Source organism: Mycolicibacterium smegmatis (assembly GCF_001457595.1).
Lineage (GTDB): Bacteria > Actinomycetota > Actinomycetes > Mycobacteriales > Mycobacteriaceae > Mycobacterium > Mycobacterium smegmatis.
Genome location: NZ_LN831039.1, coordinates 1,805,698 through 1,829,336, shown reverse-complemented (window position 1 = coordinate 1,829,336; position 23,639 = coordinate 1,805,698). Strand labels below are relative to the sequence as shown.

At 68.7% G+C, this 23,639-nt stretch carries 19 protein-coding genes and 2 riboswitches; of the genes, 10 read left to right on the top strand and 9 right to left on the bottom strand.

Going from position 1 to position 23,639, the window contains the following annotated elements:
- Window positions 1-106 precede the first annotated feature (106 nt).
- The gene (locus tag AT701_RS08560) at window positions 107-1,318 is read left to right on the top strand and encodes a D-alanyl-D-alanine carboxypeptidase family protein (protein WP_014877150.1); all 1,212 of its coding nucleotides are present in this window, start codon (window positions 107-109) and stop codon (window positions 1,316-1,318) included.
- A 2-nt stretch (window positions 1,319-1,320) separates the two neighbouring features.
- On the opposite strand, the gene AT701_RS08555 is transcribed toward AT701_RS08560, so the two are convergent.
- The gene (locus AT701_RS08555; RefSeq protein ID WP_011727807.1) at window positions 1,321-2,190 is read right to left on the bottom strand and encodes a nitronate monooxygenase; all 870 of its coding nucleotides are present in this window, start codon (window positions 2,188-2,190) and stop codon (window positions 1,321-1,323) included.
- Window positions 2,191-2,221: 31 nt separating this feature from the next.
- Window positions 2,222-2,285, top strand: a riboswitch (guanidine-III (ykkC-III) riboswitch).
- A gap of 14 nt (window positions 2,286-2,299) precedes the next feature.
- Here AT701_RS08555 and AT701_RS08550 point away from each other — a divergent pair.
- Complete coding sequence (locus tag AT701_RS08550) at window positions 2,300-2,617, top strand: DMT family transporter (protein WP_003893066.1); 318 nt, start codon at window positions 2,300-2,302, stop codon at window positions 2,615-2,617.
- Between the two features lie 21 nt (window positions 2,618-2,638).
- On the opposite strand, the gene yhjD is transcribed toward AT701_RS08550, so the two are convergent.
- Genes yhjD through AT701_RS08535 form a run of 3 tightly spaced genes read right to left on the bottom strand, consistent with a single transcriptional unit; the run spans window position 2,639 to window position 5,544 of the window.
- Window positions 2,639-3,676, bottom strand: a complete 1,038-nt coding sequence (gene yhjD, locus AT701_RS08545) for an inner membrane protein YhjD (RefSeq protein ID WP_058125654.1) — start codon at window positions 3,674-3,676, stop codon at window positions 2,639-2,641.
- Window positions 3,677-3,690: 14 nt separating this feature from the next.
- Entirely contained in the window at window positions 3,691-4,707 is a 1,017-nt protein-coding gene (trpS, locus tag AT701_RS08540) for a tryptophan--tRNA ligase (RefSeq protein ID WP_011727804.1), read from the bottom strand.
- Window positions 4,708-4,722: 15 nt separating this feature from the next.
- Window positions 4,723-5,544, bottom strand: coding sequence for an exodeoxyribonuclease III (locus AT701_RS08535; RefSeq protein ID WP_058125653.1), 822 nt, complete (start codon window positions 5,542-5,544; stop codon window positions 4,723-4,725).
- An 84-nt stretch (window positions 5,545-5,628) separates the two neighbouring features.
- Here AT701_RS08535 and AT701_RS08530 point away from each other — a divergent pair, with 84 nt between their 5' ends.
- Window positions 5,629-6,468: an epoxide hydrolase EphH gene (locus AT701_RS08530; protein ID WP_011727803.1), complete on the top strand. Its 840-nt coding sequence runs from the start codon at window positions 5,629-5,631 to the stop codon at window positions 6,466-6,468.
- Window positions 6,469-6,544: 76 nt separating this feature from the next.
- Here AT701_RS08530 and AT701_RS08525 read toward each other — a convergent pair whose 3' ends face one another.
- Complete coding sequence (locus AT701_RS08525) at window positions 6,545-8,776, bottom strand: NADP-dependent isocitrate dehydrogenase (protein ID WP_011727802.1); 2,232 nt, start codon at window positions 8,774-8,776, stop codon at window positions 6,545-6,547.
- Window positions 8,777-8,925: 149 nt separating this feature from the next.
- Window positions 8,926-9,055, top strand: a riboswitch (SAM riboswitch).
- 190 nt (window positions 9,056-9,245) lie between these two features.
- On the opposite strand from AT701_RS08525, the gene AT701_RS08515 reads away from it, so the two are divergent.
- From AT701_RS08515 to AT701_RS08505, 3 genes are read left to right on the top strand one after another with little or no spacing between them, the layout of a single operon-like run.
- Entirely contained in the window at window positions 9,246-10,577 is a 1,332-nt protein-coding gene (locus AT701_RS08515; RefSeq protein ID WP_003893059.1) for a bifunctional o-acetylhomoserine/o-acetylserine sulfhydrylase, read from the top strand.
- Window positions 10,578-10,597: 20 nt separating this feature from the next.
- A complete protein-coding gene (metX, locus tag AT701_RS08510; RefSeq protein WP_011727801.1) occupies window positions 10,598-11,740 on the top strand; it encodes a homoserine O-acetyltransferase MetX in 1,143 nt (380 codons plus the stop codon).
- Entirely contained in the window at window positions 11,737-12,474 is a 738-nt protein-coding gene (locus AT701_RS08505) for a class I SAM-dependent methyltransferase (protein WP_011727800.1), read from the top strand. The genes metX and AT701_RS08505 overlap by 4 nt, the downstream gene beginning before the upstream one ends.
- A gap of 3 nt (window positions 12,475-12,477) precedes the next feature.
- Here AT701_RS08505 and AT701_RS08500 read toward each other — a convergent pair whose 3' ends face one another.
- Both AT701_RS08500 and AT701_RS08495 read right to left on the bottom strand, forming a co-directional pair.
- Entirely contained in the window at window positions 12,478-14,022 is a 1,545-nt protein-coding gene (locus AT701_RS08500) for an FAD-dependent monooxygenase (protein WP_058125652.1), read from the bottom strand.
- A complete protein-coding gene (locus tag AT701_RS08495; RefSeq protein ID WP_011727798.1) occupies window positions 14,019-14,636 on the bottom strand; it encodes an acyl-CoA-like ligand-binding transcription factor in 618 nt (205 codons plus the stop codon). Before AT701_RS08495 ends, AT701_RS08500 begins: the two co-directional genes overlap by 4 nt.
- Before the next feature lie 229 nt (window positions 14,637-14,865).
- Here AT701_RS08495 and erm(38) point away from each other — a divergent pair, with 229 nt between their 5' ends.
- Window positions 14,866-16,026: a 23S rRNA (adenine(2058)-N(6))-methyltransferase Erm(38) gene (erm(38), locus tag AT701_RS08490; RefSeq protein ID WP_081319426.1), complete on the top strand. Its 1,161-nt coding sequence runs from the start codon at window positions 14,866-14,868 to the stop codon at window positions 16,024-16,026.
- Here the strand turns inward: erm(38) and AT701_RS08480 are convergent.
- Window positions 15,933-16,784, bottom strand: a complete 852-nt coding sequence (locus AT701_RS08480; protein ID WP_058127577.1) for a bifunctional methylenetetrahydrofolate dehydrogenase/methenyltetrahydrofolate cyclohydrolase — start codon at window positions 16,782-16,784, stop codon at window positions 15,933-15,935. The two genes, erm(38) and AT701_RS08480, sit on opposite strands and share 94 nt — an antisense overlap.
- An 80-nt stretch (window positions 16,785-16,864) precedes the next feature.
- On the opposite strand from AT701_RS08480, the gene AT701_RS08475 reads away from it, so the two are divergent.
- Window positions 16,865-18,085 (top strand): NADH:flavin oxidoreductase, encoded by a 1,221-nt coding sequence (locus AT701_RS08475; RefSeq protein ID WP_011727796.1) that lies wholly within the window; start codon window positions 16,865-16,867, stop codon window positions 18,083-18,085.
- Between the two features lie 5 nt (window positions 18,086-18,090).
- Entirely contained in the window at window positions 18,091-18,996 is a 906-nt protein-coding gene (locus AT701_RS08470) for a hypothetical protein (protein WP_011727795.1), read from the top strand.
- Between the two features lie 4 nt (window positions 18,997-19,000).
- Here AT701_RS08470 and AT701_RS08465 read toward each other — a convergent pair whose 3' ends face one another.
- Window positions 19,001-20,722 carry a BamB-related PQQ repeat family beta-propellar protein gene (locus tag AT701_RS08465; RefSeq protein WP_223495452.1) on the bottom strand — a complete coding sequence of 574 codons (1,722 nt, stop codon included), beginning with the start codon at window positions 20,720-20,722 and terminating at the stop codon, window positions 19,001-19,003.
- A gap of 137 nt (window positions 20,723-20,859) precedes the next feature.
- On the opposite strand from AT701_RS08465, the gene AT701_RS08460 reads away from it, so the two are divergent.
- A complete protein-coding gene (locus tag AT701_RS08460; protein ID WP_003893049.1) occupies window positions 20,860-23,559 on the top strand; it encodes an FHA domain-containing protein in 2,700 nt (899 codons plus the stop codon).
- Window positions 23,560-23,639 lie beyond the last annotated feature (80 nt).

Here is a 23,639-nt window from a genome sequence, read left to right as displayed (position 1 = left end):
AATGCCGTTTCGGCGTTTCGGGGGAATCACAAGATTCACACGAGTCACAACTGTCACAGCGTGGCGCAGCGGTTTCGGGGCGGATTTCGCTTAACCTTCCGTCACGATGGTGACCTTCCGGACGATGACGCGACGCGCGGTGACCGCGGTCGGGGCACTGGCGTTGCTGACCGCACCCCTGATGACCGCCGGTGTGGCCGGCGCCGAGCCCGGCGTGGACTGCCCATACCGCGAGACGACGCCACCCGCGGTCGACGCATCCGAGGTACCCAAGCCCGGTGAGGCCGCCCCCGGCCCACTACCGGTGCCGCCCAAGGCGATCGGCGGCGAGGCGCTGTCCGGGTGTGGCGTGATCACCGCACCGAACACCCCGCCGGTTCCCGAGGACGTCTCCGCCGAGGCGTGGATCGTCGCCGACATGGACACCGGCGACGTCATCGCCGCGCGCGACCCGCACGGACGCCACCGCCCCGCGAGCATCATCAAGGTCCTCACGGCCACCGCGGCGCTGAACGAACTCAACCTCAACAAGCGCGTCGCGGGCACGCAGGATGACGCCAACGCCGAGGGCACCCGTGTCGGCGTGGGCCCCGGCGGCCAGTACACGATCAACGATCTGCTGCACGGCCTGCTCATGTACTCGGGCAACGACGCCGCGCACGCACTCGCCATGCAACTCGGCGGGTGGGACCCCGCGCTGCAGAAGCTCAACACGCTGGCCGCCAAACTCGGCGGCCGCGACACCAGGGCCGCCACACCGTCGGGCCTCGACGGGCCCGGCATGAGCACGTCGGCCTACGACATCGCGCTGTTCTACCGGTACGCCTGGCAGAACCCGGTGTTCGCCGACATCGTCCACACCCAGAGCTACCAGTTCCCCGGGCGCGACGGCGGTTCGTACCCGATCGAGAACGACAACAAGCTGCTGGCGAACTATCCGGGTGCGCTGGGCGGCAAGACCGGTTACACCGACGACGCCGGGCAGACGTTCGTCGGCGCCGCCGAACGCGACGGCCGCAGGCTCATCGCGGTGTTGCTCAAGGGAACCCGCGTGCCGATTGCGCCGTGGGAGCAGGCCGCGCGCCTGCTCGACTACGGCTTCGCCACGCCGCCCGGCACCAAGGTCGGCACGCTCGTCGACCCGGATCCGTCGCTGGCGCCCAAGCAGGCCGAGGAGCCCTCACCCGCGCAGGCCGCGTCGGTGCTACCGCCCGCCGATGCCATGCCCGTGCGGGTGGGCGTGGCCGTGGTGGGCGCGATCATCGTGTTCATGCTGATTCTCGGTGCGCGCCAACTCAATCAGCGCCCGCAGCACTGAGGTCAAGACCAGCGCCGCAGCAGCGCCTCGGCACCCCAGCACAACCGCGACATGGTCTCGGCGACGGTCAGCGACTGGTTCACCATGCCGACCCCCTGCCCGGCGTTCACCGGTGTGGCGGCGCCGTTTTCGTCGGTGAGGACCCGCTCGGGGACGTCCGCGGGCCAACGGTATCCGGCCCGGATGTCGAATTCGCTGGTGAGCATGGTGTTCTCACCGTTGGCCGCGAGCAGTCGGTCACGGGCCGCCGCCGGTGTCGACGCCTCGACGCACGTGGTGAACACCGTGCCCAGCCACGCAGCGGCCGCCCCCGCGGCCAGCACCGCGGCCAGCCCCCGCGGTGAGGCGACTCCACCCGCCGCCAGGACGGGCAGTTCCACCGCGTCGAGCACCTGGGTCAAGAGCGGCAGGGTGCCCAGCGCCGGGCGGCCGTGCCCGCCTGCCTCCGCGCCGCGGGCCACGAGCACGTCGACCCCGGCCTCGGCGGCCCGCAACGCGTCACCGACCGTGGCGACCTGGGTCGCGACGGTCACCCCCACGTCGTGTGCGCGACGCACCCACGCCCAGTCGTCGCCGAAGCTCACGCTCAAGAGCGCGGGCCTGGCCTCCAGTGCGATGTCGAAGAGGTCGGGCCGCTCGGTCATCACCCAGTGCACCAGCCCGATACCGAACGGCCGGGACGGTTTTGCGAGATCCGCGAGTTCGCGGCGCAACTGCTCAGGCGTCGCCGAACTGCCCATGCCGACCATCCCGAGACCGCCCGCTTCCGACACCGCGGCGGCCAACCGGGCGCCCGCCGCACCACCCATGGGGGCGTTGACGATCGGGACGTCGATACCCATCGCCTTCGACCACGTCGTTGCCAGGCTCACAACCAGCGAGCTTACGGCGTTGTTAAACTTTGCGACGCCAGCACATGGCACCGGACGAGGGGCGCCCGTACCCGGCCAGCGACAAGACGGGCCTCAAAGAGAGATCTCAATGGCTTGGTTGATTCTTGTTGTCTCGGGTGTGATGGAAGCCGTCTGGGCCTCCGCGCTGAGCAAGAGCGAGGCGTTCACGCGGCTGTGGCCGTCGGTGATCTTCCTGATCTCGGCGCCGGTGTCGTTGGTCGGGCTCGCCGTCGCGATGCGCACGCTGCCGCCGGGCACCAGCTATTCGGTGTGGGTGGGCATCGGCGCGTCGCTCACGGTCGGCTACGCGATGCTCACGGGCGCCGAGTCGACGTCACTGATCAAGATCCTGCTGATCCTCGGCGTGGTCGGCTGCGTCATCGGGCTCAAGCTCGTCTCCCACTGACCGGCTCGGCTGAAAACCGGCTCACTGCCGGAACCGCAACCGCGACAACCCGAATCCGCCCACCGCCCCGGCAGCCGCGGCCGTCAGCATCGCGGGCACCCCGGCGCCTTCACGGACCTGCACACGTGTGGTGATCTGCACGGGCTCGGGCGGCAGCACGCGAGCGGCCTCCAGGTTCTCCTCGGCCGTGGCGGCCCATGCCGTGGCGAACAGCACGAGCCGCGCGGTGATGTAGGCGAACACCATGAGGCCCAGCACCGGACCGAATGTGGCACCGGCCGGTCCGGTGATCACCGACTTCAGGTAGATCGACGCGAGTTGTTTGAAGATCTCGAATCCGACGGCTGCGAGCAGGCCGGCCCGCAGACTGCTGCGGAAGGTGACCGACTCCCGGGGCAGCCGCGCGATCATCCACGTGAACAGCAGCCATGACACGAACAGCGACATCAGCACCGACAGCACCCACAGCAATATCGACAGTCCGACGGAATCCGGCATGCCGATGCGGGTGAGCACGTTCTCGATCGCCGTCGAACTGCCCAGCGCGGTCAGACCGATCGTCAGGATGATCGCGACGAACGCCGACAGCAGCGCCAACAGGTCCGAGAGCTTGGTCCGCACGAATCCGGGCTTCTCCTCGCGGAACAGCCCCCACATCTGCGACAGGGCCTCGCGCAGGTTGGCCATCCAGCCCAGCCCGGCCCACGCCGCGGTGGCCAGACCGATCACGCCGACCGACGTGCGCGAATCGATCGCCGAATCCATCAACTGGACGAGTTGCGCGCCGAGGTCACCGCTGACGGCCTGGCGGATCCTGTCCTCGAGCTGGTCCATCAGTTCCGGCTGGCTCGCCAGGACGAACCCGCCGACCGCGAAGCCCACCATGAGCAGAGGGAACAACGCGAAGATCGTGAAATAGGTGATCCCCGCGGCGTAGAAGTCGCCTTTGCTGTCGTTGTAGCGCTCCTGGGCGCGCATGACATGGTCGAACCACGGCCACCTGGCCTTCAGCCGGTCCAGCAGGCCGGGTTTGGCCGACTCGTCGGCGGGTTCGGTCATGCCACCTCCTGGCGTTACGACGGTTGCGGTAGGAAACCTATCCGGTCGTATACCCGCTGCAATGTCTTTGCAGACACCTCCGTGGCGCGTCGCGCGCCCGCGGCCAGGACCGATTCGAGTTCGGCGCGGTCGGACAGCAGGTCGTCGACGCGGGTCTTGATGGGCGTGACGAACTCGACGACGGCCTCGGCGGTGTCCTTCTTGAGGTCGCCGTAGCCGCGGCCCGCGTAGCTCTCGACGAGCTTGTCGACCGTGGTCCCGGTGACCGCGGACTGGATGGTCAGCAGGTTCGAGATGCCCGGTTTGGCCTCTGGGTCGAACCGGATCTCGCGCTCGCTGTCGGTGACCGCCGAGCGGATCTTCTTGGCCGTGGCCTTCGGATCGTCGAGCAGGCTGATCAGCCCGGCGTCGGTGGCCGCGGACTTGCTCATCTTGGCCGTGGGGTCCTGCAGGTCGTAGATCTTGGCGGTGGCCTTCGGGATCATCGGCTCGGGCACCACGAACGTGTCCGGGAAGCGCGCGTTGAACCGCTGCGCGAGATCACGTGCGAGCTCGAGATGCTGACGCTGGTCCTCCCCGACCGGCACGACGTGCGTGTCGTACAGCAGGACGTCGGCGGCCATGAGCACCGGATAGGTGAACAGGCCGACCGTGGTGGCGTCGGCGCCCTGCTTCTGCGACTTGTCCTTGAACTGCGTCATACGCGACGCCTGCCCGAAGCCGGTGAAACATCCCAGCACCCAGGCCAATTGGCTGTGCGTGGGGACGTGGCTCTGCACGAACACCGTGCTGCGGGCCGGGTCGATGCCCAGTGCCAAATACTGTGCCGCGGTCACCAGCGTCCGGCGGCGCAGCGTCTCGGGATCCTGGGGAACCGTGATGGCGTGCAGGTCGACGACGCAGAAGAACGCGTCGTAGTCGTCCTGCAACTGCGCCCAGTGCGTCACCGCGCCCAGCGCGTTGCCGAGATGCAGGGAGTCCGATGTGGGCTGAGCGCCGGAGAAGACGACGCGTTTGCTTCCGCTACTCATGGTGCTTCGATCTTTTCATGCGCTGAACTCCACCGTGACCGGGGCGTGGTCGGACCAGCGCAGGGCGTACGCCTCGGGGCGTTCGGTGCCGCCCGCCACGAGCCGGTCCGCGAGGCCCGGCGTGACCAGGTGGTAGTCGATGCGCCATCCGGCGTCGTTGTCGAACGCCTTGCCGCGCCACGACCACCACGAGTAGGGGCCGGGCACGTCCCCGTGCAACTGGCGCACGGCGTCGACCCACCCGGAGGCCAGCAGGCCGCTGACCCACGCCCGCTCCTCGGGCAGGAAACCGGACTTCTTGACGTTGCCCTTCCAGTTCTTGATGTCGTTCTCGGTGTGACCGATGTTCCAGTCACCGCACACCAGCGCCTCACGGTCACCGGCCTGCAATTGCGCCATGCGCTTGGAGACCCCGGCCATGAACCGCTCTTTCTCCAGTTGCCGCTCGGTCTCGGCCTCGCCGGTGGGGACGTACACGCTGACCACGGTGATGCCCGCGGTGTCGACCTCGATCCAGCGCCCGTGGGTGTCGAATTCCTCGGCGCCGCAGCCGATCCGGATGTCGTCGAACGGCGTGCGCGACAGCACCGCGACACCGTTGCGACCCTTGCGCTCAGACGGGGCCGATGCCAGGTGCCACCCGTCGGCGAACGCGGTCTCGAATGTGGCCGCCAGTTGATCGTCCTCGCAGCGGGTCTCCTGCATGCAGATCACGTCCGCGCGCGTCTGCTTGAGCCAGGCCAGCATGCCCAGGTTCTCGGTGGAGCGCTCCTTGCAGGCCGCGCGGGCGCCGTTGACGTTGATGGTGGTGACGGTCAGAGTCTGCGGGGAAGCCACGGCCGAGACCCTACCGATACGGCCCGACACCGCCGGCAGGGCCGACCTTGCGGTACCGGCGGTATCACCTTAACCTCGGGCCTCATGGTTGAACGTGCACCCATCCACCTGGGCTCCCGCGACGGCAACACCGAGCCGATCCTGCTGCTGCACCCGTTCCTGCTGTCGCAGAGCGTGTGGAAGTACGTCGCTCCGCAACTCGCCGACACCGGCCGCTACGAGGTGTTCGCCCCCACGATGGCCGACCACAACGGCGGGCCCCGCGGGCCGTTCCTGCTGGACGTCGCGCATCTGGCCGACGACATCGAGCGCCGTATGGACGAGGTCGGCTGGACCACCGCCCACATCGTCGGCAACTCGCTGGGCGGCTGGGTGGCGTTCGAACTGGAGCGTCGCGGCCGCGCGCGGACGCTGACCGGCATCGCGCCCGCGGGCGGGTGGACGCGCTTCACACCGGCCAAGTACGAGATCGTCGCGAAGTTCGTCGGCGGTCTGCCGATCGTGCTGGCCACGAAACTGCTGGGCCAGCGCGTGCACCGGCTGCCGTTCACCCGCCACATCTCCTACGTGGCGGTCGCCGCGACGGCCGACTCGCTCACCGACGATGACCGCCGCGACCTCATCGACGACCTCGCGCACTGCCCGGCCTACCACAAGCTCCTGCTCAAGTCGCTGACCACCGCGGGCCTGATGGAGCTGCCCAACTCGTGCACGCCGACACACCTGGTGATCTGCGAGAAGGACCGCGTGCTCCCCCACCCCCGGTTCACCCGGCACTTCACCCGGCACCTGCCTGCCAACGCCGAGGTCACCCATCTCGACGGGGTGGGCCACGTGCCGATGTTCGAGGCGCCCGGCCGCGTCACCGAACTGATCACCGAGTTCGTCGACCGCCATACCGAGCGGGGCCGCGCGGCCGGCTGACGCCTAGGACGCCGAGATTGCAAAGAGGGACAGGATCCACGCGGATCCTGTCCCTCAGTGCAATCTCGGGATCGGGTTACACCGATTCGAGCGTGGTGTTGAACGTCTTGCTCGGACGCATCACCTCGGAGGTCTTCTCCGGATCCGGGTAGTAGTAACCGCCGATGTCGACCGTCTTGCCCTGCACCGAGTTCAGCTCGGAGACGATGGCCTCCTCCTGCTCGGCGAGCGCCTTGGCCAGCGGCTTGAAGCGCTCGGCGAGTTCGGCGTCCTCGGTCTGCTCGGCCAGGGCCTGGGCCCAGAACAGCGACAGGTAGAACTGGCTGCCGCGGTTGTCCAGCTCACCGGTACGACGCGACGGGCTCTTGTTCTCCTCCAACAACTTTCCGGTCGCGGTGTCGAGCGCCTTGGCCAGCACCTTGGCCTTCTCGTTGCCGGTCTTGTTGCCCATGTCCTCAAGGCTGGCGCCGAGGGCGAGGAACTCACCCAGCGAATCCCACCGCAGGTGGTTCTCCTCGACGAGCTGGTGCACATGCTTGGGCGCCGAGCCGCCCGCCCCGGTCTCGTACAGACCGCCGCCGGCCATCAGCGGCACGATCGACAGCATCTTGGCGCTGGTGCCCAGCTCCAGGATCGGGAACAGGTCGGTGAGGTAGTCGCGCAGGATGTTGCCGGTCGCGGCGATGGTGTCCTTGCCGCGGACGACCCGCTCCAGCGTGTACCGCATGGCCCACACCTGCGGCATGATCTGGATTTTCAGGCCTTCGGTGTCGTGGTCCTTGAGGTACTCCTTGACCTTCTTGCGCAGCTCGACCTCGTGCGGACGCTCGGTGTCCAGCCAGAACACCACGGGCATGCCGGACAGCCGAGCGCGCGTGACGGCCAGCTTGACCCAGTCGCGGATCGGCGCGTCCTTGACGATCGGCATGCGCCAGATATCGCCCTCTTCGACGTTCTGGGTGAGCAGCACCTCACCGGTGTCGATGTCGACGATGTCGGCGACGCCGTCCTCGGGGATCTCGAAGGTCTTGTCGTGGCTGCCGTACTCCTCGGCCTTCTGCGCCATCAGTCCGACGTTCGGCACCGTGCCCATGGTGGTGGGATCGAACTGGCCGTGCGTCTTGCAGAAGTTGATCATCTCCTGGTACATGCGGGAGAAGGTCGACTCCGGGTTGACGGCCTTGGTGTCCTTGGTGCGGCCGTCTGCGCCGTACATCTTGCCGCCGAGGCGGATCATCGCGGGCATCGAGGCGTCGACGATGACGTCGGACGGCGAGTGGAAGTTCGAGATGCCCTTGGCCGAGTCGACCATCGCGAGCTCCGGCCGGTGCTCGTGGCACTTGTGCAGATCCTCGATGATCTCCTCGCGCTGCGACGCGGGCAGCGCCTCGATCTTGTCGTACAGATCGGACAGACCGTTGTTGACGTTGACACCGAGCTCGTCGAACAGCTTCTCGTGCTTGGCGAACGCGTCCTTGTAGAAGACCTTGACCGCGTGGCCGAACACGATGGGGTGCGACACCTTCATCATGGTCGCCTTGACGTGAAGGCTGAACATGACGCCGGTCTTGTAGGCGTCCTCGATCTGCTCCTCGTAGAACGCGATGAGCGCCTTCTTGCTCATGTACATCGAGTCGATGATGTCGCCCGCGTCGAGCTTGACCTCGGGCTTGAGGACGATCTCCTCGCCGCTCTTGGTCTTGAGCACCATCTTGACGCGGCGGTCGCGGTCCAGCGTCATCGACTTCTCGCCGTGGTAGAAGTCGCCGGTCTTCATGGTCGCGACGTGGGTGCGCGACGCCTGGCTCCACTCACCCATGCTGTGCGGGTGCTTGCGCGCGTACTCCTTGACCGCCTTGGGTGCGCGGCGGTCCGAGTTGCCTTCGCGCAGAACGGGGTTCACCGCGCTGCCGAGGATCTTGGCGTAGCGGTCCTTGATCTTCTTCTCGTCGTCGGTCTTCGGGTTGGCCGGGTAATCCGGCACGTTGTACCCCTTGCCCTGCAGCTCCTTGATCGCCGCGAGCAGCTGCGGCACCGAAGCGCTGATGTTCGGCAGCTTGATGATGTTGGCGCTGGGGTCCTGCGTCAGCGCGCCCAGCTCACCCAGGTTGTCCGGGACCCGCTGCTCCTCGGTCAGGTGATCCCCGAACTCGGCCAGGATGCGGGCCGCAACCGAGATGTCGCTGGTTTTGACGTCGATGCCTGCCGCTTCGGCGAATTTCCGTACCACCGGCAAGAAGGCATAGGTCGCAAGCAGCGGCGCCTCGTCGGTCAGCGTGTAGATGATGGTCGGCTGCTGGGCGCTCATGGTTCCTCTCCGAACGTCACTGTCGGTCTTTTCTCGTCGGTAAAGACCTTATCGCGCGGGCCGCTGAGCCGGTCGGGGCTCCAACGCGGGCTGGGCCGCGGGGTGAACCCGGTGGCACCGACTGTGAGCGGTGGGATAGTCTCTTTGTCGGTCATGAGCGCCAGCGACAAGCCCCGGCTTGCTGGCCGGCAACCCTCCAACCGCGGTGGGGTGCCCCGGGTGATGACCAGGTTGAGTGGTTGACGGATTCCTCCGTCGGCCGCAAGGCAAGCGCGGGTCCGCAGGTTCGGGCCCCAGAGAGACAGGGAAACCTGATGGAGGCCAACCATGTGTCGTTGTTCGTGAATCGTTCACACCCACCCGCGGTGTTCATCTGTATGTGCGCACCCGGGTCCGGCTCGCCCTAGGCGCCGGCCGTCCAGCCGCTTTCACCCCTCATTCGCCCCCGAGCTCGCGGAGGAGACCCTCTATGACCACCCCCGATCCCACCGAGAACTGGTCGTTCGAGACCAAGCAGATCCACGCGGGTCAGTCGCCCGACAGCGCGACCCACGCCCGTGCGCTGCCGATCTACCAGACCACGTCGTACACCTTCGACGACACCAGCCATGCCGCGGCCCTGTTCGGCCTTGAGGTTCCCGGCAACATCTACACCCGCATCGGCAACCCCACCACCGACGTCGTCGAGCAGCGCATCGCCGCACTCGAGGGTGGCGTCGCGGCGCTGTTCCTGTCCTCAGGGCAGGCCGCCGAGACGTTCGCGATCCTCAACATCGCCAAGGCCGGCGACCACATCGTGTCCAGCCCGCGCCTGTACGGCGGCACCTACAACCTACTGCACTACACGCTGCCCAAGCTGGGCATCGAGACCACGTTCGTCGAGAACCCCGACGATCTGGAGTCGTGGCGCGCGGCGGTACGCCCGAACACCAAGGCGTTCTTCGCCGAGACGATCTCCAACCCCCAGATCGACATCCTCGACATCCCGAACGTCGCCGCGATCGCGCACGAGGCGGGCGTCCCGTTGATCGTCGACAACACGATCGCCACGCCGTACCTGATCCAGCCGATCGCCCACGGCGCCGACATCGTCGTGCACTCGGCCACCAAGTACCTGGGCGGGCACGGATCGGCGATCGCGGGCGTCATCGTCGACGGCGGCACGTTCGACTGGACCAACGGCAAGTTCCCCGGCTTCACCGAACCGGATCCCAGCTACCACGGTGTGGTGTTCGCCGAGCTCGGTGCGCCGGCCTACGCCCTGAAGGCACGCGTGCAACTGCTGCGTGACCTGGGCTCGGCGGCCGCCCCGTTCAACGCGTTCCTGATCGCGCAGGGTCTGGAGACCCTGTCGCTGCGCGTCGAGCGCCATGTCGCCAACGCGCAGAAGGTCGCCGAGTTCCTGGAGAACCACCCCGACGTGTCGTCGGTGAACTACGCGGGCCTGCCGTCCTCGCCGTGGTACGAGCTGGGCCGCAAACTCGCCCCCAAGGGCACCGGCGCGGTGCTCGCGTTCGAGCTGTCGGGCGGCCTGGAGGCCGGTAAGGCCTTCGTGAACGCGCTGACGCTGCACAGTCACGTCGCCAACATCGGCGACGTGCGGTCGCTGGTGATCCACCCGGCGTCGACGACGCACCAGCAGCTGAGCCCCGAGGAGCAGCTGTCGACGGGTGTCACGCCGGGCCTGGTGCGCCTGGCGGTCGGCCTCGAAGGCATCGACGACATCATCGCCGACCTGGAGCAGGGGTTCGCCGCCGCGCGCCCGTTCAGCGGCGCGGCCCAGACGGCCCAGACGGTGTGAGCCGGGCGGGAAGAAATGTTGTGACGATCATCGAAGAACGAGCCACGGACACCGGCATGGCCACCGTCCCCCTGCCCGCCGAAGGTGAGATCGGCCTGGTCCACATCGGCGCGCTGACGCTTGAGAACGGCACCGTGCTGCCGGACGTCACGATCGCGGTGCAGCGGTGGGGCGAACTCGCACCCGACCGCGGCAACGTGGTGATGGTTCTGCACGCGCTCACCGGCGACTCCCACGTCACCGGGCCGGCCGGCGACGGACACCCGACCGCGGGATGGTGGGACGGCGTCGCGGGGCCCGGCGCCCCGATCGACACCGACCACTGGTGCGCGATCGCGACCAACGTGCTGGGCGGCTGCCGCGGCTCGACTGGTCCCGGATCGCTCGCGCCGGACGGAAAGCCGTGGGGCTCACGGTTTCCCCAGATCACCATCCGCGACCAGGTGGCCGCCGACCGCGCCGCGCTCGCGGCGCTGGGCATCACCGAGGTCGCAGCTGTGGTCGGCGGCTCGATGGGCGGCGCACGCGCGCTGGAGTGGCTCGTCACGCACCCCGACGACGTGCGCGCGGGCCTGGTGCTGGCGGTCGGCGCCCGTGCCACGGCCGACCAGATCGGCACGCAGAGCACCCAGGTGGCCGCGATCAAGGCCGATCCGGACTGGCAGGGCGGCGACTACCACGGCACCGGTCGCGCGCCCACCGAGGGCATGGAGATCGCCCGCCGGTTCGCGCATCTGACCTACCGCGGCGAAGAGGAACTCGACGACCGCTTCGCCAACACCCCCCAGGACGACGAGGATCCCCTCACCGGGGGCCGGTACGCCGTGCAGAGCTACCTGGAGTACCAGGGCGGCAAGCTCGCGCGCCGGTTCGACCCGGGAACCTACGTGGTGCTCAGCGACGCGCTGTCCAGCCATGACGTGGGTCGCGGCCGGGGCGGCGTCGAGGCCGCGCTGCGCAGTTGTCCGGTACCGGTCGTGGTCGGTGGGATCACGTCGGACCGGTTGTACCCGATCCGTTTACAGCAAGAGCTCGCCGAACTGCTCCCCGGCTGTCAGGGCCTGGACGTGGTCGACTCGATCTACGGACACGACGGATTCCTCGTCGAGACCGAGCTGGTCGGCAAGCTCATCCGGAGAACATTGGAGCTTGCACAACGGTGACGCCATCCGACCCCTTGAAGCAGCAACGTTCCCTGTCGTTCGGTTCCGAAGCGGCGGCCTACGAACGCGGCAGGCCCTCCTATCCCCCGGAGGCCATCGACTGGCTGCTTCCGGATGGCGCGCACGACGTGCTGGACCTGGGGGCGGGCACCGGCAAACTCACCACGCGCCTGGTGGAGCGCGGGCTCAACGTCATCGCGGTCGACCCGCTCGCCGAGATGCTCGAGTTGCTGTCCAACTCACTGCCCGACACCCCGGCCCTGCTGGGCACCGCCGAAGAGATCCCGTTGCCGGACAACAGCGTCGACGCGGTGCTGGTGGCGCAGGCGTGGCACTGGTTCGACCCGGAACTCGCGGTCAAGGAGGTCAGCCGCGTGCTGCGGCCCGGCGGCCGCCTGGGCCTGGTGTGGAACGTCCGCGACGAACGTCTGGGCTGGGTCAAGGACCTGGGCAACATCATCGGTCACGAGGACCCGTTCGCCCACGAGGTGACGCTGCCCGCACCGTTCACCGACCTCGAACGCCACCACGTCGAGTGGACCAGTTACCTGACGCCGCAGGCGCTCATCGACCTGGTGGCCTCCCGCAGCTACTGCATCACCTCACCCGAGCAGGTGCGCACACGCACGCTCGGGCAGGTGCGGGAACTGCTGTCCACCCACCCGGCCCTGGCCAACTCGAACGGCCTGGCGCTGCCGTACGTGACCGTGTGCATGCGGGCCACCCTGGCCTAGTTCTCAGGCGTGCGCGAGGCTGGCGTGCGCCTCGCCGAACCAGCGTCCGAGCGCGCGGCGCATGCGCTGGTGCTCATCGGCGCCCGACCCCGTTGCGGCCCAGGCGAGATACCCGTCCGGACGGATCAGCAGCGCGGGCGCAGGACGTTCCGCAGCCGCCGCGGTGATGACGTCGACCCGGTCACGCCAATCGATCGCCGCTGCGGCGTACGCTCCGCCGTCGAGATCGAGCAACACGGGCCGCGCGGCCCGCATGAGGTCGGCGAGCCTGCGGCCGTCGTCGAACACCACCTCGGGCACCAGACGCCCCGACAGCGGATGCCCATCCCCCACGTCGTAGCGGACGTCGGCACCGGCGAGCACGTGCGCAATGTGTTCCGCACCGTCCGTCGTGGCGAGCAGCTCACCGAAAAGTGTTCGCAGCGCGCCGACTTCGGGTCCGCCGGCCAGCAGCGCGGTCTGCGCCATGGACTGCATCAGCACGCGCTCGCCGGCCGGGTGCCGCTCACCGTGGTAGGTGTCGAGCAAACCTGACGGCGCCCAACCGTGCACGGCCGCGGCCAGTTTCCACCCGAGGTTCGTCGCGTCCTGCATCCCGAGGTTGAGCCCGGGGCCGCCCACCGCGGAGTGCACGTGCGCCGCGTCGCCGATCAGGAACACGTTGCCGACGCGATATTGCTCGGCCTGGCGGGTGTTCTGACCGTTGATGCGGCGCAACGCGTGTGGCCCTGGCCCGGATGGCGGTCCGATCGGCACCTCGACACCGAGGATGCGCGTCACGCTGTCCCGAAGTTCGTCCACGGTCACCGCGGGAGCGTCAGCGGGCAGCAGCGCGCCGTACTCGAGCGTGCCGACCAGCGGGCGTCCCGGCTCGAACTCCATGTACATGAACACCCCGTGGTCGAAACGGTTGTGGCCGAACGGGATACGGCCGAATCCGGGGACCTCCAACGCGCCGCTTCCACGCAGCCGGTCGGGGATGCTGACATGCGCCACGCGCGCGACGACCGGAGAGGTGACGCCGGGGAACCCGACACCCATGGCCTTGCGGACCGTGGAGCGCCCACCGTCCGCACCGACCAGGTATGTGGCGTGCAGACGGTGATTCCCCGTGGGTGAGGTGACGTTCAGCGTCACCCCGTCGGGCCGCGGCGCCATATCGGCCAGTCCGTGGCCCCACCGGATCTCCACGCCCAGATCCCGTACCCAGTCCGCGAGTTGGCGCACGACCTGCGGTTGTTTGATGAACATGCCGTACATCGGGTTGTCGTCCACACCGGTGAACGGCACGCGCATGCCGGCGAAGATGTAGCCGTCCAACGGCTGGGGCGGGGCGCTGGATCCGGTCAGCAACTGGTACAGGCCCCGCATGTCGAGGATCCGGTGCACCTGGCCGACGATTCCGTTGGCCTTCAACTCGGGACTGGGCTGTGGCAGGCGCTCGAGCACCACGGGGCGTACTCCGGCCAGCGCCAGTTCGCCGGCCAGCAGCAGGCCGTTGGGCCCGGCCCCGACGATGACGACATCTGTGTGCGTTGAACTGTTCATACTCGTGCCTTCGGTTCGGGAAGTCCCGCGGCGACTGCCGCGAAACCCTCACGGAGTAACGACGGAAACGACACCGGTGGGTCAGCGCCTGCGTACTCGTCCATGGCGACGTCGCCCACGGCGCGCACCACCGCGGCCACCAGACGCGGGTAGCGGTCGCCGGGGTCGGTGCCGGTGCGTTCGGCGATCACCGCGACCCACTCGTCGAACATTCCCCTGAAGGTGACGTCGCGGATCTGCGGGATCGTCAGGATCTTGCGGACCTCGACGAGTTGCCGACGTGTGGGCAGTGCGTTCTCCTGGCCGTACACGTCATCCATATCCTCTTGCAGCGGCGCGATCACGGCCTCGGTGATCGCGGTCCACAGCGGTTCGTCGGCGGGACGTTCCCGCAGGAGTTCGATGCTGCGCCGCATGCGTTCGGTCTGCCGGTACGCCAGCGCCTCGTACTTGCCGGTGAAGTAGTTGTTGAACGTCCGCACCGACACGCCTGCCATGGCCGCGATGTCCTCGCGGGTCACGTTCTCCAGTCCCCCGCGCTTGAACATCAGGTGCAGCGCGGCGTCGCTGAGCGCCCTGCGGGTGTCGAGTTTCTTGCGTTCACGGAGCCCCACACCGCCCACCGTAAAGAATTGTTGCCCATCGGGCAATATTTCCCAGCAGGCAATTTCCTGAAAAATTCGCTTGAGCCTCGCTGTGCGCCGTCCCTACCCTGGCCGTCATGTCGATCACTTCGATGGCCGCCCCGGTCGCGGCCTTCATCCGGCCCCGCACCGCCTAGCGGCGGATCTGCGTCAGACACTTCCGCCGCCGCAGCCCTTGCCCCTGCGATCGCGGAGAACCGTGTCCACACCACATCACGGCCGGCACGAGCTCGGCCAGAACTTCCTGTCCGATCGGCGCGTCATCGCCGATATCGTCGAAATCGTCTCGCGCACAAACGGTCCGATCATCGAGATCGGGGCGGGCGACGGCGCGCTGACCATACCCTTGCAACGACTCGCCCGCCCGCTCACCGCCGTCGAGGTCGACGCGCGGCGCGCGCGGCGGTTGGCGCAGCGCACCGCGAGATCCGCCCCGGGGCCTGCCTCGCGGCCCACCGAGGTCGTCGCCGCCGACTTCCTGCGCTACCCACTGCCCCGCTCACCCCACGTGGTCGTGGGCAACCTGCCGTTCCACCTCACCACCGCGATCCTGCGGCGACTGCTGCACGGTCCGGGCTGGACCACGGCCGTGCTGCTCATGCAGTGGGAGGTGGCCCGCCGACGCGCCGCGGTGGGCGGCGCCACCATGATGACCTCCCAGTGGTGGCCGTGGTTCGAATTCGGCCTTGCCCGAAAGGTTTCCGCGGCGAGCTTCACGCCGCGGCCCGCGGTCGACGCCGGACTGCTCACCATCACGCGCCGCAGCCGGCCGCTGGTCGACGTCGCGGACCGGGCGCGTTACCAGGCGCTGGTGCACCGCGTGTTCACCGGACGCGGACACGGCATGGCGCAGATCCTGCAACGGTTGCCCACGCCGGTGCCCCGCACTTGGTTGCGGGCCAACGGGATAGCACCGAACTCCCTGCCCCGCCAGTTGTCCGCGGCGCAGTGGGCGGCGCTGTTCGAGCAGACGCGTCTAACTGGTGCCCAACGGGTCGATCGTCCACGCGATGTACAGCACGGCCGCGCTCACCGTCGCCGTGGTGGCGAAGTCGATCGCCCGGCTACGCACCACAAGCAGACCGGCCCGGTCGTCGGTCAGCGCCAACCGCAGCGCGGCCGCGACGCCGACGCCGATCCCGATGACCAGCGCACCGCGCCGCCAGTAACCCGCCACCACCAGGGCGAACGCCGCGATGAAGATCAGGCCGACCACCAGGATCGGCCATTGACCGGCGAACACCTTGCGGGCGAATTCCTTTGGCGTCACGCCAGTTTCGACTCTTCGGCTTCGACGACGTTGGTCAGCAGGAAGGCGCGGGTCAACGGGCCCACGCCACCGGGGTTGGGCGACACGTGACCGGCCACCTCCCACACGCCGGGGGCGACGTCACCGGTGAGCTTGCCGTCGACGCGGCTGACGCCCACATCGACCACGGCCGCGCCGGGCTTGACCATGTCCGCGGTGACCATGTGCGGCACACCGACAGCCGCGATGATGATGTCGGCCTGCCGGGTCAGCGCAGGCAGGTCACGGGTCCCGGTGTGGCACAACGTCACCGTCGCGTTCTCCGAACGCCTGGTGAGCAGCAGGCCCATGGGCCTGCCGACCGTGACGCCGCGACCGATGACCACCACGTGGGCGCCTGCAATCGGCACGTCGAAGCGGCGCAGCAGGTGCACGATGCCCCGCGGCGTGCACGGCAACGCGGCCTGCTTGCCCAGCACGAGGCGCCCGAGGTTGGTGGGGTGCAGACCGTCGGCGTCCTTGGCCGGGTCGATGCGCTCGAGCGCCGCGTTCTCGTCGAGATGCTTGGGCAGCGGCAGCTGCACGATGTAGCCCGTGCAGTCGGGGTTGGCGTTGAGCTCGTCGATGGTCTCGTTGAGCTGTTCGGTGGTGATGTCGGCGGGCAGGTCGCGCCGGATCGAGTTGATGCCCACCTTGGCGCAGTCGGCGTGCTTGCCGCGCACGTACGCCTGTGAGCCGGGGTCGTCACCGACCAGGACCGTGCCGAGGCCCGGTGTGCGGCCCGCGGCGGTCAGCGCCGCCACCCGCTCCTTGAGGTCGACGAAGATCTCGTCGCGCGTGGTCTTCCCGTCCAGCGATATCGCACCCACGGCTGCCATTGTGTCAGGACCTCGCGAAGACGAGCACCGCGACGGTCCGCAGCAACCGGACCTGTGGCAAGCTCCACGGTATGAACACTCAGCCCAATGTGTTCACTGATGTTTTCAGTGAGGCGAAGCTCGGGCCCATCACCCTGCGGAACCGGATCATCAAGGCCGCCACGTTCGAGGCCTCGACACCGGACGCCCTGGTCACCGAGGACCTGATCAACTACCACCGGCTGCCCGCGGCAGGCGGCGTCGGCATGACCACGGTGGCCTACTGCGCCGTGGCACCGGGCGGGCGCACCGACGGCTGGCAGATCTGGATGCGCCCGGAGGCCGTGCCGGGCCTGCAGAAGCTCACCGAGGCCGTACACGCCGAAGGTGCCGCGATCAGCGCGCAGATCGGGCATGCCGGGCCGGTGGCGAACGCCAGGACCAACAAGGCCAAGGCGCTGGCGCCGGTGCGGTTCTTCAACCCGCTGTCGATGCGCTTCGCCAAGAAAGCCACGATCGACGACATCCGGGAGGTGACGGCAGCGCACGCCAACGCCGCGCGGCTGGCCATCGATTCCGGGTTCGACGCCGTCGAGATCCACCTGGGCCACAACTATCTCGCGAGTTCGTTCCTGAGCCCGCTGATCAACCGTCGCATCGACGAGTTCGGCGGCTCGCTGGAGAACCGCGCCAAGGTGGCCCGCGGCGTGGTGCGCGCGGTGCGCGACGCGGTCGACAAGGCCGGCGGCACGATCGCGGTGACGGCCAAGCTGAACATGAGCGACGGCATCCGCGGCGGCATCTCGCTGGAGGAGTCGCTGCAGACCGCCAAGTGGCTCGAGGAGGACGGCGGGCTCGACGCGATCGAGCTGACCGCGGGCAGCTCGCTGGTCAACCCGATGTACCTGTTCCGTGGCGACGCACCGGTCAAGGAGTTCGCCGGGGCGTTCAAGCCGCCGATCAGCTGGGGCATGCGGACCGTGGGCAAGGGTTTTCTGCGCGAATACCCCTACCGCGAGGCGTATCTGCTGCGGGAGGCCAAGCAGTTCCGCGCCGAGCTGAAGCTGCCGCTGATCCTGCTCGGCGGCATCACCAACCGCGACACCATGGATCAGGCCATGGCCGAGGGGTTCGAGTTCGTCGCGATGGGCCGCGCGCTGCTGGCCGAACCGGATCTGATCAACCGGATCAAGGCCGACGGCGACGCACACTCGGTGAGATCGCTGTGCACGCACTGCAACAAGTGCATGCCGACGATCTACACCCACACCCACTGCGTTCTCACCGGAGCACCGGACGCCCTCGTACGCTGACGGCCATGCGGCCCAGCGATCCGGAGGTCACCTACCGCTACGTTCGCGTCAGCCTCGTGGCGCTCGCGGTGTTCCTGCTCGTGTCGCTGGGCATCACGTGGTGGCAGAGCTGCCCGCAGGGATCGATCAGCGCGTTCTTCTACACGCGCACGCACACAGTGTTCGTGGCCGCGCTCGCGGCCATGGGCGTGTGCCTGATCGCCTACAAGGGCAGCCGCATCGGCGAGGACGCGCTGCTGAACTTCTCCGGGTTCATGGCGTTCGTCGTGGCGCTGATCCCGGCCGACGCCGAAGGGCTGTGCCGGCCGTGGCTGCCCACCGAGGCCGATCCGTTCGGAGCGGTGGCCAACAACATCACGGCGTTGTTCGTCGCGACGGCCGCGGGCGCGGCGTTGTATCTGGGCCTGCAGCACCGACGCCGCGAACAGCCGCACCCGACGGCGTCCCCGCGTGCCTGCGCCGAGGCGGCCACGCCGTGGAAGCACGTCGCCACCGTGCTGCTGAGCATCGAGAAGTGGCTTCCCGCGGGCCTGTTGGTGGTCGCGTTCCTCGGCGCGTTCCTGATGTTGTGGGACTGGTTTGCGGTGCGCGCGCACGCATTCGCCGCGTCGGCGATGTTCCTGGCCATCACGCTCGTGGCCGTGTACCACGCGTGCTACGCGCGGGCCGCGGTGCGCCCGCACCGCGCGCGGTTCTACGCCACGATCGCGGCGCTGATGCTGGCGACCGTGGTGCTGTCGGTCGTGTTCCTGTTCGCCCACGTCCCCTACGGAGTGCTCACGGTCGAGATCGTGCTCATCGTGCTGTTCGGCATCTTCTGGGGCGTACAGACCTGGGACGTCTGGGATTTCGACGACCGCTACCCCGCCGCGGCCGTGCCCACCCTGGCCGACCCGACGCCGGCCGCGTGAGCGCTCAGCCTGCCGTGTAACCGTCGATCTGCAGCGCGGAACCGTCGCGCCGCAGCACCAGCACCGCACCGGGAACCGGCAGGAATCCGCTGACCGCGACATCGGTCGCGATATCGGCAGCGGCCTCCGGGATCCCTCCCGTCTGCGCACACGTCGCGTCGAAGGTGCGCAGGCCACCCAGCCGGTCGGCGATGACGAAGCCGGAGTCGAACGACGCATAGGCCAGCCCGCGTCCCTCGCCGGGCACCTCGGTGCGGGCGCCGCGGACGTCGTCGGTGACCGTGCAGAGTCGCCTGCCGTCGACGCCGAAGCGGGTGACCTCCCGCCCCCGCGGCCCGGTCGCCAGGAAGTCCCCGGACGGACCGAACGACGGTTCGCCCGCGAACTCCTCGGGCAGCGCGGTGACGGTGTCGTCGGCGACGTTGACGTACGACATGGCCGACAACGCCGATGCGGGAGCGCCGGCGCCCGCGAACTGCATGAAGATTCCGTCGTCGTTGGCCGGGGTGGCGATGGCCATCAGATCCTCACCGCCACGCATGATCTCGCGGTCCGAGCGGATCTGGCCGGTCTCGGGATCCAGCACGTAGACGCGGATGCCCACGTCCTCCCCGGACCGGCAGCGCGACACCGTCACCACCCAGTTGCGGGTGTCCGCCTCGCGCGGCGGGTACTCGCACCGCTCGTCGGGGACCGGCACGGTCCACATCCGCGTGCCGGTGCGCGTGTCGTAGCGCGTCCACGCCGCGGCCTCGCGGACGATCGCGAACGGCGAGTCCAGGTTGAAGCCCGACTGCTGCGACACCGCGTACACCAGCCCGGGGTCCATGCTCGACCACAACTGTTCACCGGTCGTGGCGTCGAGGGCCACAAGCGCGTCGTCGACGAACATCACCACCGTCTGGCCGTCGTCGAACACCCGCATGCCGGCGACCGAGACCCCGCCCGGTCCGGTGCGGTTGTAGTGCCAGCGCTCGGCGCCGTCGGCGCCGTAGGCCGTCACGCGACCGGCGTGGTAGACCACGAACCCCTGACCACCCGGGGCGATGGAGTAGACCGGCTGCGCCGGGTTGTCGGTGAACGCGTCGGGGACGCTCACGGTGAACGAGCGTGTTCCCAGTTCGCCGGGAAACGCGGGAGCGCTGTCCCCCGGGGCACCGGGCGCGCGGGTTGCGTCGACGAACCGCCCGTCGTCACCGGATCGCAATGCGCCGACGGTCACACCCGCGGCCGCGACGACGGCGATCACCGCACCCACGGCCACCAGCCGCACATGCTCGCGCCGCAACCGCCAGAACGCACCCGCGCCCAGCAACGTGGCAACCGCGCCCGCGACGCTGAGGAACCACGCCGTGACGCCGAACGGCAGCGCGGTGGTCACCGGGTAGTTGCCCATCACCACGCTGTAGTACTCGGGGATGCCGCGCGTGAAGAACGCGAAGAACAGCAACGCCAGAACCGCCGCCCACACCGCGGGTGCGGCGGGCCGGTAACCATCCGTGCGACCTCGACGGATGCTGTAGGCGATGGCGCCGAGCAGGACAAGCGCCACCCCCGTCGTCGCAATCGCCAGACCGTTGGGCAGCGACTCGCCCCAGCGGTGCAGCCCGGTGGGGTACCAGTCCTGCTCGGCCATGCTGCGCGGCGAGACCAGCCGGCTCCACAGACCCAGCAGGGCCGCCCACACCAGCAACACCAGCGCGGCACCGGCGGAAACCGTCGCCACCGGCCGCAGCACGGTACGTATCCGATCGGCTATCTCTTCGCGACCCACGCGGGCCATATTCACATGAACCCGATACGTCGGACGACACCGCTGCGGCGCAGCGGCGCCCGGGGGAAGTACCGATAGAGTTGACCGCGATGAGCCGACCATCCCCACCTGCGCTGACCGTCCGTTACGAGGGGTCGACCCGTACCTTCGCCCCCGGCAGCGATGTCGTCATCGGACGCGATCTGCGCGCCGACGTCCGCATCGCCCACCCGCTGATCTCGCGTGCGCACCTCGTGCTGCGCTTCGACCAGGGCCGGTGGGTCGCGATCGACAACGGCAGCCTCAACGGCATGTACGTCAACGGACGCCGCGTGTCGTCGGTCGACCTACAGGACGGCCAGGTCCTCAACATCGGTAACCCCGACGGCCCGCAACTGAGCTTCGAGGTCGGCCGCCACCAGGGATCCGCGGGCCGCACCCCCACCGCCGCGGTCCCCGTCGCGGGCCACACCGGCACGTCGTGGCCCACACAGGCCCCGACCGGCGGCGGCTGGCAGCAGCCCTACACCCAGCCCCCGCGCACGCAGTATCCGCAGACCACCGGCACGCAGCAGCGGTACCCGTCGGCGCCGCAGCACGGGTATCCGAACGGCCCGCAGACCGGATATCCCAGCGGGCCGCAGCGCGGCTACCCGAGTGGGCCGCAGACCGGCTACCCCACCAACGGGCCGGCCGGCGCACCGCAGTCCTATCAGTCGCAGCCGGTGCGCACACCCCCGCCCGCTCCGGCCAACTCGTCGCAGGCACCCACCACCATGGGACCTGCCGCGGCACCGCGCGGCGGCGCCGAGCCCGCGAGCAACCTCGCGACGAGCATGCTCAAGATCCTGCGGCCCGGCCGCAGCGCGCCCGCCCCGGCAGGTGCGGTCAAGATCGGCCGCGCGACCGACAACGACATCGTGATCCCCGACGTGCTGGCGTCACGTCACCACGCGACGCTGATCCCGCTGCCCGGCGGCACCGAGATCCGTGACGAGCGCAGCATCAACGGCACGTTCGTCAACGGCACACGCGTCGACTCGGCGGTGCTGCACGACGGCGACGTCGTCACCATCGGCAACGTCGACCTCGTGTTCAGCGGCGGCACGCTTGCGCGCCGCTCCGAGACCGAGGCCGACACCCGCACCGGCGGTCTCGAGGTCCGCGGCCTGACGTGGACCATCGAGGGCAACAAGACCCTGCTGGACAACATCTCGATCGACGCGCGGCCGGGCACGCTGACCGCCGTGATCGGCCCGTCCGGCGCAGGCAAGTCGACGTTCGCGCGGCAGGTCGCCGGCTACACGCATCCGACCAGCGGCACCATCAAGTTCGAGGGCCACGACGTCCACGCCGAATACGCCTCGCTGAGAAGCCGTATCGGCATGGTTCCCCAGGACGACGTGGTCCACGGTCAGCTGACGGTGCGCCAGGCGCTGATGTACGCCGCCGAGCTGCGCCTGCCCCCGGACACCACCAAGGAAGACCGCGAGCAGGTCGTCATGCAGGTCCTCGAAGAGCTCGAGATGACCAAGCACCTCGACACCCGCGTCGACAAGCTCTCCGGTGGTCAGCGCAAGCGCGCCTCGGTGGCGCTCGAGCTGCTGACCGGCCCGTCGCTGCTGATCCTCGACGAGCCCACCTCGGGCCTGGACCCGGCGCTGGACCGGCAGGTCATGACGATGCTGCGCCAGTTGGCCGACGCGGGCCGTGTGGTGCTGGTGGTCACACACTCGCTGACCTACCTGGACGTGTGCGATCAGGTGCTGCTGCTCGCACCCGGCGGCAAGACCGCGTTCTTCGGGCCGCCCAGCCAGATCGGCCCCGAACTCGGCACCACCAACTGGGCCGACATCTTCAGCACAGTCGCGGACGATCCGGCCGAGGCCAACCGTCGCTACCTCGCGCGCACACCTGAAGCCCCACCGGCCTCGGCGTCGTCCGAGGCGCCGGCCGATCTGGGCGCGCCGGCGAAAACCAGCCTGCGACGGCAGTTCTCCACGATCGGGCGAAGACAGCTGCGGCTGATCATCTCCGACCGCGGCTATTTCATCTTCCTGGCGTTGCTGCCGTTCATCATGGGCACGCTGTCACTGTCGGTGCCGGGGACCGTCGGCTTCGGCGTACCCAACCCGATGGGTGACGCACCCAACGAACCGGGCCAGATCCTGGTGCTGCTCAACGTCGGCGCCATCTTCATGGGCACCGCGCTGACCATCCGCGATCTCATCGGCGAACGCGCGATCTTCCGCCGCGAACAGGCCGTCGGCCTGTCCACCACGGCCTACCTGCTGGCCAAGGTGTGCGTGTATTCGGTGTTCGCCGTGGTGCAGTCGGCGATCGTCACCGTCATCACCATCAGCGGTAAAGGCTGGGGTGAGGGCGCGGTGGAACGCGGTGTGGTGATCCCCAACCGTTCGCTGGAACTGTTCCTCAGCATGGCCGCCACCACCGTGACCGCCGCGATGGTGGGCCTGGCACTGTCGGCGCTGGCCAAGACCAGCGAGCAGATCATGCCGCTGCTGGTCGTCGCGATCATGAGCCAGTTGGTGTTCTCCGGCGGCATGATCCCGGTGACCGGGCGCATCGGCCTGGACCAGTTGTCGTGGATCACCCCGGCCCGTTGGGGTTTCGCGGCCTCGGCGTCCACGGTCGACCTGATCCGGTTGGTGCCCGGCCCGCTGACGCCGAAGGACTCGCACTGGGAGCACACATCGGGCACGTGGTTGTTCGACATGGCCATGCTCGGCGTGCTGTCGGTGTTCTACGTGACCTTCGTGCGCTGGAAGATCCGTCTCAAAGCCGGCTGAGTTCCTCTGCCGAGCAGACACAAAACTGCGCCTTTTCACGCGAAAAGGCGCAGTTTTGTTGGGGGCACTCCCGCTTGCTG